At 58.1% G+C, this 14,148-nt stretch carries 7 protein-coding genes and 7 pseudogenes; 7 read left to right on the forward strand and 7 right to left on the reverse strand.

The features are described from left to right. Positions 1-434 precede the first annotated feature (434 nt). From AC0L2Y_RS30965 to AC0L2Y_RS30995, 7 genes are read right to left on the reverse strand one after another with little or no spacing between them, the layout of a single operon-like run. Positions 435-2,525, reverse strand: coding sequence for a CocE/NonD family hydrolase (locus tag AC0L2Y_RS30965; RefSeq protein ID WP_473561710.1), 2,091 nt, complete (start codon positions 2,523-2,525; stop codon positions 435-437). Positions 2,526-2,541: 16 nt separating this feature from the next. Beyond that, positions 2,542-3,585 (reverse strand): ABC transporter ATP-binding protein, encoded by a 1,044-nt coding sequence (locus AC0L2Y_RS30970; protein ID WP_473561712.1) that lies wholly within the window; start codon positions 3,583-3,585, stop codon positions 2,542-2,544. Beyond that, positions 3,582-4,598 carry an ABC transporter ATP-binding protein gene (locus tag AC0L2Y_RS30975; protein ID WP_473561714.1) on the reverse strand — a complete coding sequence of 339 codons (1,017 nt, stop codon included), beginning with the start codon at positions 4,596-4,598 and terminating at the stop codon, positions 3,582-3,584. Before AC0L2Y_RS30975 ends, AC0L2Y_RS30970 begins: the two co-directional genes overlap by 4 nt. Then, the gene (locus AC0L2Y_RS30980) at positions 4,595-5,488 is read right to left on the reverse strand and encodes an ABC transporter permease (RefSeq protein WP_473561716.1); all 894 of its coding nucleotides are present in this window, start codon (positions 5,486-5,488) and stop codon (positions 4,595-4,597) included. Before AC0L2Y_RS30980 ends, AC0L2Y_RS30975 begins: the two co-directional genes overlap by 4 nt. Position 5,489: 1 nt before the next feature. Further along, a complete protein-coding gene (locus AC0L2Y_RS30985; protein ID WP_473561717.1) occupies positions 5,490-6,428 on the reverse strand; it encodes an ABC transporter permease in 939 nt (312 codons plus the stop codon). Positions 6,429-6,455: 27 nt separating this feature from the next. Next, positions 6,456-8,120: an ABC transporter substrate-binding protein gene (locus tag AC0L2Y_RS30990; RefSeq protein WP_473561719.1), complete on the reverse strand. Its 1,665-nt coding sequence runs from the start codon at positions 8,118-8,120 to the stop codon at positions 6,456-6,458. Between the two features lie 39 nt (positions 8,121-8,159). After that, a complete protein-coding gene (locus AC0L2Y_RS30995; protein ID WP_473561721.1) occupies positions 8,160-8,444 on the reverse strand; it encodes a CocE/NonD family hydrolase in 285 nt (94 codons plus the stop codon). A 1,048-nt stretch (positions 8,445-9,492) separates the two neighbouring features. Here AC0L2Y_RS30995 and AC0L2Y_RS31000 point away from each other — a divergent pair. From AC0L2Y_RS31000 to AC0L2Y_RS31030, 7 pseudogenes are all read left to right on the forward strand, one after another. Further along, positions 9,493-9,752, forward strand: a pseudogene (locus AC0L2Y_RS31000) (transposase); the annotation flags it as partial. A 237-nt stretch (positions 9,753-9,989) separates the two neighbouring features. Further along, positions 9,990-10,325, forward strand: a pseudogene (locus AC0L2Y_RS31005) (IS110 family transposase); the annotation flags it as partial. A 405-nt stretch (positions 10,326-10,730) separates the two neighbouring features. Next, positions 10,731-11,342: pseudogene (locus AC0L2Y_RS31010) on the forward strand (IS110 family transposase); the annotation flags it as partial. Positions 11,343-11,488: 146 nt separating this feature from the next. Continuing rightward, positions 11,489-12,156: pseudogene (locus AC0L2Y_RS31015) on the forward strand (IS30 family transposase); the annotation flags it as partial. A gap of 52 nt (positions 12,157-12,208) precedes the next feature. Next, positions 12,209-12,375, forward strand: a pseudogene (locus AC0L2Y_RS31020) (IS3 family transposase); the annotation flags it as partial. Between the two features lie 800 nt (positions 12,376-13,175). Beyond that, positions 13,176-13,643 (forward strand): annotated as a pseudogene (locus tag AC0L2Y_RS31025) (biotin/lipoyl-containing protein); the annotation flags it as partial. A 141-nt stretch (positions 13,644-13,784) separates the two neighbouring features. Beyond that, a pseudogene (locus AC0L2Y_RS31030) lies at positions 13,785-14,126 on the forward strand (transposase); the annotation flags it as partial. Positions 14,127-14,148 lie beyond the last annotated feature (22 nt).

Below are 14,148 nucleotides of genomic sequence, written 5' to 3' on the forward strand. Positions count from 1 at the left end.
GCCCGTCGCTTCACCCGCCCAGCAGGGCACAACCCACGCCGGAAACGAACTCAAAACTGGATAGAAACTGGGGGCAAGGTCACCGTATCCCCACCATGACGGTTCACCGGAAGCTACTTCTTCGCCAAGCTGACACGCCGACGTTTGAAGCACGGCGATGCAGGCAGCCATTAACCGCTTAATCAATGAGCACAATCAAGAACCCGGGCCTATTCATCCGGAAGGCCGACCCAGTTGAGATCATTGCAGCCGTCAAATATGGGCGCCAAGCGTTGGAAGTGTCGGAGGATATTCTTCTCCTAGGCGAAACAGACGTCTTCCCTTTCTGGTTGCCATATTTGGATCCGCCGAAAGCCATCGCACCGAACCGGCAGTCCGAGGAGTCGTTCATTATCAACCGGCCAGCCTCGAGCTTTCTCTCGCATCGAGGCAGATCAAAGCAACCCGCGCGGAATGCTTTCCGACCATTCTCTTGCGAACACCTCGACTTTCTCTGGGCCCTCGGTGGCGCGCACTTTGCGGTGCAGATAGAAGCATTTAGAATCGCAAGTCATGCTTTGTTCGGTCTCGATTGCGACCTCCCATTCATCACGTTTGAATGTGAAATGCCACTCGCTTGTGAATCGAGCCGACGCTGGATCGCCGGGATGGATACTGCAGTGCATGCGAACATCGCTGCCCACGGTCATCCCGTGGTGCGGATTGATCTTCTGCCCGAAGTCATCGAAGGTATCCAGCACTATCGTGCCATCCTCCCGCGCGTGGCGCTTCGACTTACTACTGGCCGGACGCAGCTGCTCGACTTGTAGCTTCGGATACTCCCTTGGCGGGCCCGGGTTCAAGGGCGGGATTTCCTTAGTAACGGTTCGAATTGGCAGGTGAACCGTGCTATTTTGCAACTGCAGCGTGATCACGACATTTTCAGGCGCTGGCCAGATCATTGGCCAATAGGAAGTCGACAGCGCCAGCCGAAGGACATGTCCCGTTCTCAGTCGATGGGCACACTCATTCAGCTCTAATTCGGCTTCGTAGACCTGCCCGGGCACCAGCGCTTGCGGGCTCTCGTGGCTGGCAAAGTGGGTCAGGTTCAGCGGTCGAAAGGTGATCATTTGCGAAACGCCCTCGGGCGAGACGTCACACAAGCGCGCGACGATCTGAGCCACTGGTTTGTCAACTGAAAAGGCGAACTCCAGCTTAGGACGACCAAGCAATTCCATCGGCTCGCTCAGCATTTCCGTGTCAAAGCAGGTCGATAGAGCATCATCAGTTGCCTGGTCCTCGGCCAGTTCATTGTCGATGCGCATGCCAGGGCAGTAGTACCCTCCCGTCTGACCGATGTGCGTAGGGCTTGAAACTGCTATAGTCCCAGCGGTCGCATCGTCCTTTAACCCACCAGGCCCCAAGAAAAGAACGCGATCGCTGACGTTAGATGAAGGCCAGCTCTGCTCCGCCACCCAACGTCCAAACCTCGGACCATATTCCTTGGTCGGGTTGAAATGCTCCTGGATGTAAACGCGATAAGCGGGAAGGTCCTCCGCGCCGTTCTGCTTTCCCTTGAGCCAGCGATCGAACCAGCGAAACGCTTCTGAATGAAAATCTGCAGGATCGAGCCGCGAAAGGTGGAGATAGTTATGCTCCCAAGGGCCGATCATGGCTTTGCAGGGTACTCGAAGGTTGGCTGCCAGCGCTGGCGGCGCATTGACATACGGATCGGCCCAACCGGTGATCGCCAGCACCGGCGCCACAATGCGCGACCAGTCCTCGCAAACCGAACCGTGCTTCCAGTAATCATCCCGCGTGGGATGACGCATCCAGTCAACGGCAGAAAAGGGAACGTTCTCCAACCGTGCGATCCAGTCCTCACGCCAGTCCTCACGAATCTGAGGGTCCGCCGGACGAGTGAGGTAGGCACACAGCTGAGTGGCCCAATCAACATTCCCACTGAGCAGGCAGCCACCCATGAAGTGAGCATCGTCCGCAAAACGATCGACGGTCGAACCCATGCTGATCACCGCCTTCAGCGCGGGTGGTCGGCGATAGGCCAGTTGCAAACCGTTGAACCCGCCCCACGAGATGCCGATCATGCCAATATTGCCATCGCACCACTGCTGCGCTGCGATCCAGGCCAGAACTGTCTCGCCGTCACTCAACTCCTGCTCGGAATATTCATCGTCGAACCGACCTTCGCTGTCGCCCGTTCCGGCGATATCGACACGCACGCAAGCGTAGCCCGCTTCAGCAAAAACGCGGTGCGTCGTCTCATCGCGCGCAGCGGTCCCATCGCGCTTTCGGTAGGGCAGATATTCAAAGATAGCGGGGGCCGGTCCCTCGGAAGCAGGAAGCCAAATTCTGGCGGCCAACCTGCGACCATCTGGCGTCTGAATCCATTCGTTCTCAACGACTTCAACCACGTCGTTCTCCTCGGCTTTCGTTTCACGATAGAGATACTGTTTGGAGTGAACCGAAACAGCATTATTTCGATTGGCGGCCACCGAACTGTCGAGCCTGGCAAGTTTCACATGCATAGGGACAGACTATTGGCTACTTTTGAAATAGGTTCATGCCGCCAAGTGGAGGCTGTGTCAGTTGCGCTTCGCCATTCCTTCCCAAGGGGAAATGGCATCTGAAGCTGTGCTCCGTGTCATCTGGGTTTGTTGAAGGTTCAGGGAAGACGCAGCGACAGATGTCCTGTGCGTAGCGACAGCGTGTGTGGAACTCGCAGCCAGCTGGCCGCCTCATCAGACTCGGGACCTCGCCCTTAAGCTCGATTCTATTCATCACCGCATCCGGGTCGGGCTCCGGATTGGCCGCAAGCAGCGCTTCCGTGTAGGGGTGCCGCGGTTGATCGAAGATACGCTCGGTCGAGCCGACCTCGATAAAGCGGCCGAGATACATTATCGCCATGCGATCGGTCATGTGGCGCACAACGTTAAGATTGTGCGTGATAATCAGAATCGCCATGCCGAGTTCGTCCTGAAGCCGCGCGAGAAGATTAAGCACCTCGCCCTGCACTGACACATCGAGGCCTGCGGTCGGCTCATCGGCAATGATCAAGTCCGGATTCAGCGCGAGAGCACGCGCGATACCCACGCGCCTGGCCTGACCTCCGGAAAGCTGATGGGGATAGCGGCGAGCAAAATCCGCCGGCAAGCCGACCATCCGAAGCAGGCGCTCGGCCTCGCCTCCGGCATCGCGATCCTTTAGTGCATGGATCCGAAACGGCTCTGTCAGGAGCGATCGCACCGTCAGCCTCGGTGAGAGTGAGCCGACGGGATCCTGGAACATCATTGCCATGCGCCGCAAATAAGGCTTCCGTTCGGCCCCTGTAAGTTCCCCAATTTCGTGTCCGTCGAAGCTGATGCTGCCGCTCACAGCCCGCTGCAAGCCGATGATCGTGCGCGCGATGGTGGATTTGCCTGAGCCGCTTTCACCCACAAGAGCGAGTGTCTCGCCCTTCCGAATTTCAAAAGAAACGCCGCATACCGCCTCGATGAACGGGGCTTTTGTCCCTGTTGCGAGCGCCTTCAGCGGGCCCATTGTGCGGAAGCAGACGCGCAGGTCCTCAACACGAAGCAGTGCACTCATGCCGAAACCATCCGCTCTTTGTCGAGGAGATGGCATCGGGCGACTTGGTCCACGCCGATGCGATACTCTAATGGGTTCTCTTGGGCACAGCGGTTGGACGCATATCGGCAACGTGTGCGAAAGATGCATCCCTTCCTGCTGCCGAGGAGACTCGGCACCTCTCCCGGAATGGTCGGCAACGTGCGCGTGCTTTTCTTGATACGCCCGGGATCGCACTCAAGCAGCGCGCGCGTGTAGGGGTGAGCAGGATTGTGGAAGATGTCTCGCACCGCCCCCTGCTCCACTACTTCGCCCGCATACATAACAGCGACCCGGTCGCACAACTCAGCAACCGCGCCGAGGTGGTGGGAGACGAAGAGAATCGAGCAACCAATTTCTTGTTGAAGATCCTTGAGCAAATGAATGATCTGCACTTCCAGCGTTGCATCGAGCGCAGTGGTCGGTTCATCGGCAACGAGGAGCGCTGGTTTCACAAGAAGCGCCATGGCAATGCAAACTCGCTGACGCATGCCGCCAGAGAACTGATGCGGATAGGCGCCGATACGGCTTTGGGGATCGGTAATTCCGACGCGGTGAAGCATGTCGAGGATACGAGCGCGCCTTTTGCTCCGGCTTCCTTGTTCGTGGTGCTGGATATCGAACATCTGGCTCTCGATGGTCCGCACCGGATTGAGTGCGGTCATCGGGTCCTGAAAAATCATGGAGAGACGATTGCCGAGCAGGCGCCGACGCTCCTGAGCGGGCATTTTGAGCAGGTCTTTACCTTCGAACACGATGCTGCCGGCTGTCACATCTGCATTTTCGGGGAGCAGGCCCATCACCGTGTAGGCGAGCGTTGATTTTCCAGACCCACTTTCGCCGACTATGCCAATCACTTGTCCAGCTGGCACATCGAGCGAAACATTCCGCAAGGCATGGATGCGCCCACGCGGTGAGCCGAAATCAAGATTTAGGTCACGGACCGCAAGGAGCGGCCGGGCGGACATTTGCTGGGTTAGACCGCCGTGTCTCACAGGTCTTTCCGCAATTTGGGATCGAATATATCGCGCAACGCCTCACCCAGGAACGTGAAGCCAAGCGTTGCGAGGACGATCGGAATGCCGCTAGCGATCACCAGCCAAGGGGTCTGGTTGATGTAGCTATAGCCATCGTTGAGGATCGCTCCCCAGTCAGGTGTCGGGGGTCGAACGCCCATTCCGAGAAAGCTGAGCCCTGCCTCCCAGGCTATGACGGCCGGCACATCCATGCTCACGAGGATGAGAAGGGGGCCGATCACATTGGGCAAAACATGGACGCCAAGGATACGCGTCGTGCCTGCGCCCATACTGCGCTCGGCGGCTATGTACTCACTGCGCAGCAGCGCCTGTGCCTGGGTGCGCACGACGCGCCCATAGATCGGCACCGACGTTATTGAGATGACAAAAATGATACTGGCCAGACTTGGGCCCAGAAGCGCGATGATTGCCAGCGCAAAGATGATGCCCGGAAAGGAGCGGATGGTATCAAAGATCAGCAGGAGCAAATTGTCCAGCCAACGCGGCCCGAAGCCTGCGATGAGGCCAAGCACGACACCAACCGCCAGCGCACTGCCGAGGGAGGCGAAGGCGACAAGGAGCGGAATGCGGCCGCCCATGATGGTGCGAGAAAACGTGTCGCGGCCTAGTTGGTCCGTACCCAGCAGAAAATCCATTGAAGGTGCGGCCAGACGGGGTCCAACCATGATCCGGATCGGATCATGCGTGATGACCAGCGGAGCGAAGAGCGCGATTGCTGCTATGAGTAGGACAAGCACTGCTCCGAGCATACCCAGGCGGTTTTTGCGAAATTGCCGCCAAAAAGTGCGAGAGGCGCCGGCAGCTATTGCACTATTGGATTCGGGACCAATGGTTTCGACGATCGCCATGTTAGAGCTTTTCCCGGGTTCGCGGATCGAGGAACGCATTAACAATATCCGAGAGCGTCGTAGCGGCAACGATAAGGAACGTGGTGATGAGCACGACGCCCATCACAATCGGATAGTTGCGCGTATTGACCGCGTTCACAATTAAAGCCCCGATGCCAGGTCTCGCGAAAACCACCTCGATAAAGACAGCGGACGAAAGGAGCCACGCGATGCTTACCCCGATTATGGTCACGGTCGGCAGGATCGCGAGCGGCAGCGCGTAGCGCGCAACGATACGCCATTCCGAGATTCCAAAAGAGCGGGCCATCCGTATATGGTTTTCCCTCAAGACCTCGAGCATGGAGGCCCGGACCAGTCGGGAAATGTAGCCGACCCAGCCAATCCCTATGGCGAAGCTTGGGAGAATGAGATGGATAAGTCCCTTCCAGAACCCATTGCCAGCTCCGATCGCTGGCAACCAGCGCAGAGTGACGGCAAAAATCAGCAGCGCATAGACCGCCATGACAAAGGAAGGAATTGCGATCGTGGCGACCGTCACGACGCCGGCCACCTGGTCGACCGCTGAGTTACGTCGTATCGCCGAGTAGCAGCCAAGCGGCACGGCTATCACGACCGCCCCTAAGATCGAGATCAAAATCAGTTCGATTGTATAAGGTAACTGGTCGAAGACTATGTCGGCGACAGGCCTCTGGCTGAATACGTCGTAACCGAGATTGCCATGAAGCAGCCCGCCGAAGAACGTGACGATCTGCACAACGAGCGGCTTGTCCATTCCCATCTGCTGATGCAGCAGCGCCTTCATTTCGGGCGTCGCCCGTGGTCCAAGCATAACCGCGGCAGGATCGCCCGGCACTGCACGGATCATCAGGAACAGAAGAGTCACCGCGACCGCAATAATTGCGATCGCGAGGACGAGCCGCTTGAAAAAATAGACCCACATGCTTCCGGCCTATTCACATCGCTCGGGCTAAGCCGACTTGAAGTCGAGATACAGCGGAACTCCGTCCGGGCGGGTTTCAGCTTCGATCTTGGTCGTCCGGTACGCCGTGGGCGTCGCCTCGTTGGTCAGCAACCGGTAGGCACCCGATTCTTCCATCAGGTCCTGCATCTCGTAATAGAGCTTCGCCCGTGCGTCAGGATCGTCGATCGTAATCGCCTCAGCGACCAACTCATCAAAACGCTCGCTGCGGAAGCGTTCCCAATTCCACACGCCGACTTGCTCACCCACGAAGTAGGCCGTTGCAGGATATGGATCGGGTACAGAGGAGAACCGATTTACAATGAGCTGCAGGTCTTTCCAGCGCTCGCCCTCGGATTCCATGCCGAGCGTCCAGAACGAGCCGGAATCCTGGACATTGACCTCGAGCGTGATGCCGATCTGCGACAATTGCGCCTGCACCGCCTGAGCTATGGTCGAATAAGTGCTCTCGTTAAGGCAATCGATGGTTAAGGTCAGATCGCTCACACCGGCCTTTTCCAGGAACTCCTTGGCCCTTGCCAGATCGCCCTCCGGCGGGACGAGCGACTTTTCGCGGTGCCCAACAAGCCCCGGAGCAATGGTGCCTGTAGCCACGTTGACTTGGCCCGAATATGCAGCATCCAGGATCTGCGGCACATTGATCGCCCATTGGATCGCCTTGCGGACATTGATGTCCTTCAGCGTTGGGTGATCCGTATTCATGCCTATCCAGACGTAGCCGATCGAAGGCCTCACCTCGATCCTCGTGTCGGGAGGCGGATTGCTCTTGAAGATCGCAAGCGAATCCAGACTAATACCAGTGAAATCGATGTCGCCCGCTTGGTAGGCGCGTTCGGCCGTCTTGACGTCGCTGATCGGCACGATCCGAATATCGTCGAAGCCTGGCTTCGGCCCTGACCAGTCAGGATTGCGGGTCAGAAGAAGATACTGATTCGCCTTCCACTCGGCGACCACATACGGGCCGGAGAAAGCGGGCGGCTTCATGCCGAAATCGCCGCCGTCTTTGGTTGCCTTCATCACCGCATCCTCGGAAACGATATGCCCAACCCCAAAGGGAAGAGTGATGCTCCAGAGAGGCACGAACGGCGTCTTGAATACGATTACGCCAGTATAGTCGTCCTCCAACTCGACGTGGTCGAGCGGACCCCAATCGGGCTTAACCGGCGAATTGTGTTTGATGACGCGCTCGAAGGAGAATTTCACGTCCTTGGCGGTCAGCTCGCCGTGACCACCGGTAAACCTGATGCCCTTCTTAAGACGGAAGCGGACATGTGTCGGGTCGACCTGCTCGATCTTTTCTGCCGCCTCCAGCTCCCAGCCCCATTCGGAGCCAGGCTTGTAATGCGTGAGCTTCGAATAAATGCAGTTCATTACATCGACATTATAGCCATTCTGGTAGAAGCCCGGATCGAGCTTATCGATGTCAGAAAGGGAACGCGCCTTGAGCACCTTACCTTCGGCTGCCCAGATGGCTTGCGATAACGGCATGCCGGCAGCTATGATTCCCCCTCCGAGCGCTGCGCCGGCCTTGAGAAGGGTCCGGCGGCTCACACTGTCTGCGAAAACATTCACAATCGAGTCCTCCATTTCGGTTAAGCGATTTTCCCTTCGAAGCAGGGCGCGCTTTTCACACTTGTTATTTATATGGACCATTGAAAGTACTTCTATGCCTGAAATAGCCTCAACTGAAGGTCATTTCTTCGTCGGTATAAGAATAAGGCTGTTTGCGCATCTTCGGATGCCGCCTAATGAGCAGTCCGGAGTATCCATGCGATGCAAAATAACGGTATGTGATTTCGCCCTCTGAGCCGTTCCATCACGTTTGCGGTAAGGAATGTAGTCAACAGTCGCCGGAATGGGTTCTGAGTTCGCGGTCTCCGGCAGCCAGATCTTCGCTGCTGGGCGGGTACCGTCGGAAAGCGGAATCCAAATATTTTCCATTAAAGTAACGGGGCGCGATCCGAGAGCAATCTTCATCGGCGACCGTCCATGTTGCCAAGCTTCCACATTCCCATGTCCCTTTGGGTTTAGCGATTTTAGGAGCCGACCTGCTCCCACGCTATTGCTCGGCAAGCCAGGAGAGCCTCTCTGGGCTCATCAACGTCTCGGGTGCGATGCGGGACCTCCGAAGAAGTTAGGCAAACACATGTTCGGCAGAGACCTATAGCCAGCGGCTGACTGTACTTCAAATGAGTATTAATGGTGGACCGCATAACTAAGGGTCATGACCGGGTTTAAGCAGTTTAAGGGGGCATGTCTGGATGTTCTCCGCATTTGCAAGCGGTCCGATGACGATCTGAACAGAACGGTTGGGTGCAAGCCATGTGTCCGGCCTCATTGAAGTACCTATGGCTGCGGGCCCTGATGAAGTTCGCGGGTCGGATCCCAATCAGAACATTGGCACTACGCTTCACAAACCCTAGCGGCTATTCCGACCCTCGGCTGGACCGGTTTGTCATCACATTATCGGTCACCCTCGCAACTCGAAAAGCACCGTGATTGTTTCTTAAGCTGGGCAACTTTCCGGAGCGTTCGTTGCGATAGGAGCCGCCTTTGGCGAGGACGGACAGACGATCCGCGCCAACTTTTTGGCCAGCGCCACGGCGACGACCCTGAAAGCTCGGCGGCCGAGCAATTCCGTGATCTACGCTGAGTCTTTGATGATCCACGCCGAGTCTTTGGTTGTTCTGCCCCAGCCCAAGACCGCGTGAGCTCGACAATCGGCAGGCGTCTTACGACGAAGAGGTTCTCGACTTTGTGTCTCTGGCGATAGAGGGTCTTGTCGTAGGGGAGGGAATGCACGGTCGAGCCCTTGGCAACGAGTGCTTATCGGAACCAGGCGCTGTCGGTAGCCCCGGTCGGCGATCAGGCTGGCCGCCGGCGGCAGGGGGCGTCCTTGTGGTCGCTCATCTGACCTTCTGACAGGAGCAGGACAATCGGCCGGCCGTCACCGTCGCAGTCAGCGTGGAGTGGCCTGCTGCCGGTTTCGTGGACACCGAGATAAGGTGTTTAACGGAACTGGAGAGTGGAAAAGCAGAGAAGGAAGTTCAGCCGCGAGTTCAAGCTTGAGGCAGTGGGGCTGGTGAAGGATCGAGGCGTGGCGGTGGCGCCGGCGGCCCGCGACCTCGATCTCCACGAGGATGTGCTGCGCAAATGGGTGCGCGAGCTGTCGACCGATCCGCAGCATGCCTTTCCCGGTCATGGGCAATGAAGCCGGACCAGCAGGAGATCGACCGGCTGCGCAAGGAAGTGGCGAAGCTGAAGGCGGAGCGCGACATCCTAAAAAACTGTCACGGGCCTGTGCCCGCCTGCGCGCGGTAGAAACAGCCCGTGCTACCCTCGCACCTCAGAAGGTAGCGGCCGTCAGCTTATTGGAGGCACAGTCCCCGTTAAAAAGCGTGGTCCATGGGTGCATGCGAACTTGAGAGTGGTGTCGCCGTTCCAACGGCGATCCCGATTAGGAAGATGAAGATAGGCATAGCCCAGACCCTCCCGCCGACAATTTTTGATGGAGGATTTGCGATGCCCAAGATCACGACCGGTGACCGCCCGGAATTGAAGCCGGTCAATGTTGGTGCCGCTGGCATCGACATCGGATCAAAAATGCACATGGCAGCGGTCGACCCGGGCTGCACTGATAGGCCAGTGCGAGCGTTTGGCACATTCACGAAAGACCTGCATGATCTGGCGGACTGGTTCAAAGCGTGCGGCGTGACCAATGTCGCGATGGAATCCACCGGGGTCTATTGGATCCCGGCCTATGAGATTCTTGAGCAGCATGGGTTCGAGGTCATTCTGGTCAATGCGCGTTACGCAAAGAATGTGCCTGGGCGCAAAACGGATGTCAGCGATTGCCGCGTGACTCCGCCAGCTTTTTCCATCCGTGTCAGCAATCTTGACGATCTTGTCTCCAGTGCGGAGAAACATCCCAGTCGTGTAAGGTACTAGAGGCTGCCATGACGGGTGTCCTTGGTCTGACTCCGCATGACATCTCTGAAACTTACTTTCATCTGAAGTCTAACACCAATACTAGTCCTTGATCGAATAACAAATATACGCGGACAATCCTTCCGCGTCAGACGTCGTAGACCAGAAAAGGTTGACATGTATCTTCTCTGAACTCTCTAGATAAATCTTACTACGCTTGACGTCGACTAGCGGACGAACGAAACGGAATTCAAGAGAGCCGAAGCGGGCGATGCTCGCATGGTTGAGAGCGGCATACTTGTGGTGGTCGAGGTTGAATGCCCTGAGAACAGGCCGTCCTACGGATTGTTACGCGGGAGTTTCCGTCCTGATGCCGAGATCGCAACGCTGCGCGCCTATCTGCGTCAGCGGGAGCGGCTAGTGGAATACGCAGCTGCCCATATCCAGCACATGCAGAAGGCCCTGATGGAGATGAACCTGCAACTTCACCACGTTGTCTCCGATATCATCGGCGCGACCGGTATGCGGATCATCCGAGCGATTGTAGCGGGCGAGCGCAATCCCGATGTATTAGCGACCTTCGCGATGTGCGCTGCCATTCCTCTATCGAGACGATCCGCGCTGCACTGGTGGGCAACGACCGGGACGAACATGTCTTCGCGCTCACCCAGTCGCTGGAGCTCTACGACACCTACCAGGCCAAGATGTTCGACTGCGATCGCAAGCTGGAATCCTTGATAGCGGAGCTGACCGACAAAGGGGCAAAGCCGGTCGGCAAGCTATCCAAGCCACGAGTGAAGACCAAGCAGGTCAACACACCGTCGTTCGATGTCAGGGCTGCACTATATGGCGTCCTTGGCGTTGACCGAGATCCATGGGTCGGGTCCGTCACTTGCGTTGAAGCTCATCGGCGAGTGCGGGACGGATCTGAGGGCATGGCCGAGCGCGGCGGCTTGGAAGATCTGAACATCGCTGGGCGCATACCGCCCGCCTTTCGGAACCATCTGGTTCCTACAGGCTGCGACACTCCGGCTCCGAGCGCCGTATCGCTACCGCCCGATAGTCGTGGCCGCCAACCGCAACAGCGTGCGCTTAACCCAACCTTGCGCACTTATGTGGAGCAGCGACTGGCCGGCGTCGTCATGACCCCAAGTGGCACCGCCATTCCTGGTCCGGCCATTCGGTGGAAGGGCCGCCGGCACGGTCCGCGAAAGGATCGGCGATGGGCCTGGAGCCCGGAGCCCGGAGCCCGGAGCAGATTGCCCGACGCTTGCCGATCGACTTCCCGGACGACAAGACGATGCGCATCAGCCACGAAGCCACCTATCACGCCCTCTTCGTTCAGGGCCGCGGAGTGCTGCGCCGCGAGCTGACGGCCTGCTTGCGAACAGGACGTGTATTACGGGTCCCCAGGGCGCGCGTCCGAGGCGAGGCAAGGGCTTTGTCTCGCCGGAGATATGATCAGTCAGCGTCCCGCCGAAGCGGCCGATCGAGCGGTGCCGGGTCACTGGGAGGGAGACCTCATTCTTGGTCTTGACAGCTCGGCGATCGGCACGCTGGTTGAGCGTACGACACGCTTCACGATGCTGCTGCATCTTCCCCGGCTTGTGGGGCATGGCGAAGCCCCGCGGATGAAGAATGGGCCTGCTCTCGCGGGAACACGGAGCTGAAAGCGGTGCGTGAGGCGATTACGCGCACCATCATCACCTTGCCCGAAGAGCTGCGTCGTTCCCTGACTTGGGACCAGGGAGCCGAAATGGCTTAGGACGATCGGCTCAAGATCGATGCGGGTGTGCTGCGATGGGGAGCTTCTCTCGTCGCTGAAAACCGAGCGGACAGCACGTAAGGACTACGGGACGAGGGATGACGCCAGGGCGGACGTGTTCGATTATATCGAGCGCTTCTACAACCCTCGGCGACGGCACTCGCACTGGGCTATCTGAGCCCCCTCGAGTTCGAGGAGAAAGCTATGCTCACTTAAACCTCGTGTCCGAAAAACCGGCAACAGGCCAGAGCTTGGAATTCTTGCCGTGCAGCAACTTCAAATTCGCGCAGCGCACTCAACGGAAGCCGTCATATCCTCCGACATGAGTAATTGTTATCCCGGCTCTGATAAAAAGTAAATTGCGCGTCCCGGCCCCGTTATCTATAAGGATCGCGATGTTCAATATCGAATGATCCAGCTGCGAGCCACGCGATCACTGGTCCGAAACATTGCCGAGGTTCGACAGATGCTATTCCGGGTGCAGCTTACAGCACTACGAAGCGATCAATGCCCGCCGCGTCAAACAAAATAGTTATCGCCTGACCGGGAGAGTGCGGTGACGAAGAAAACTTAGCTTCACGGTGTGTGCACGGCGATGTGCACGCCTTTTGCGAGCGGGAAAAGATCGATGAGGCCCCCGATACAAGGATCACATTGATGACCCTCTTAGAGGGCGAGCTAACGCCAGTGTGGCTTGCGTGATTGACAATATGGCTTCTCAACTATTCTGGGCCTACGGCGGACCTTGATTCCGCCTGGCCGGCGCTATCAAGTAGCTCCCAAGCAGCGCCGGTCACCTTTTCGATGGTGATTATGGTGAGCCGGCGTTCAACGGCCGCGCTCGGCGAAGGGGCGTCGCCGCCGGCACGGATTGCTCGTTTTCTTGACGGCGGTCATTCACAGCAATCGGCGGTGGTTCATTTGGGCGTCTCTGTCGCCTTCATGGTGAAGCGGTTGAGCTTAATCCATGCTCAATGCGTACACGGAGAACGTAGACGGCATCTTCACGCGGATCCCCGGTCAGCGTGCTGCCGAGGCCAACCTATTTCTACGGCATGAAGTCCGAAGACGAGATCTTCGTCGACATCGACAAGGGCAAGACGCTGGTCGTGCGCTGCCTCGCCATCGGCGATGTCGACGAGAAGGGCATGGTCACCGTGTTCTTGGAGCTCAACGGCCAGCCGCGTCGCGTCAAGCCCGACCGGGCGCATGGCTCATCCGCCGCCAAGGCGCGCCGCAAGGCCGAGCCGGGCAACGAGGCGCATGTCGGCCCACCGATGCCGGGCGTGGTCTCAGCACTTGCGGTCGCCGCCGGCCAGGCGGTGAAAGCCGGTGACGTGCTGCTCTCCATCGAAGCGATGAAGAAGATGGAGACGGCGCTGCATGCCGAGCGCGACGGCACGGTCGCCGAGGTGCTGGTCAAGGCCGGCGACCAGATCGATGCCAAGGATCTGCTCGTTGTGGTTGAGCCTGTGTACCCATGATTTTGGGGGCTGTCGACGCGGTCGGCGAAGCCGCTCGCGTCAAAGGCGGCATCGCGGCCGGCATCGGCGCAACGTTCGAAAGTTTCCATAGTAGATCATGCTGCTGCATCCAGCGCCCGCGGCGGCACGGACAACGCCGTGCTTTCCTTTGCGCCACCGATGGAGGCTTTCAAGTGCGGTCGCGATTTCGCCGCCTGACTCGAGCTGGTCCCTCGGCAGAAGTCGAGCGGCGGCAAGCAACGACTAGGGAAGGTATCGAAGATGGGCCAGCGCGATATTCGGCGGTTGCTCATCATCGGCGCCATGACCGTGGTTCGATGGGCATCTCGGAGGCGCGCCCGACGGTCCTGGCTTGCTCGCTTGATCTTGAAGAAACCGCGCATGCCGGTGGCAATCGCGCTGGCCAACAAGATGGCGCGTGGCATCTGGGCCATGCTGACGAAACAGGAGGACTACCGAGATCCGGTGACGGTGCCTGCGTGATTTGCAACAACGCACCTGAGAC

The organism is Mesorhizobium sp. WSM4830 (assembly GCF_055811495.1).

What these genes read in the sequence shown, in the direction of transcription:
- AC0L2Y_RS30985 (WP_473561717.1), bottom strand. Translation starts at nt 6,428, where the DNA reads ATGTGGGTCTATTTTTTCAAGCGGCTCGTCCTCGCGATCGCAATTATT.
- AC0L2Y_RS30965 (WP_473561710.1), bottom strand. Translation starts at nt 2,525, where the DNA reads ATGCATGTGAAACTTGCCAGGCTCGACAGTTCGGTGGCCGCCAATCGA.
- AC0L2Y_RS30995 (WP_473561721.1), bottom strand. Translation starts at nt 8,444, where the DNA reads ATGAAGATTGCTCTCGGATCGCGCCCCGTTACTTTAATGGAAAATATT.
- AC0L2Y_RS30990 (WP_473561719.1), bottom strand. Translation starts at nt 8,120, where the DNA reads ATGGTCCATATAAATAACAAGTGTGAAAAGCGCGCCCTGCTTCGAAGG.
- AC0L2Y_RS30980 (WP_473561716.1), bottom strand. Translation starts at nt 5,488, where the DNA reads ATGGCGATCGTCGAAACCATTGGTCCCGAATCCAATAGTGCAATAGCT.
- AC0L2Y_RS30970 (WP_473561712.1), bottom strand. Translation starts at nt 3,585, where the DNA reads ATGAGTGCACTGCTTCGTGTTGAGGACCTGCGCGTCTGCTTCCGCACA.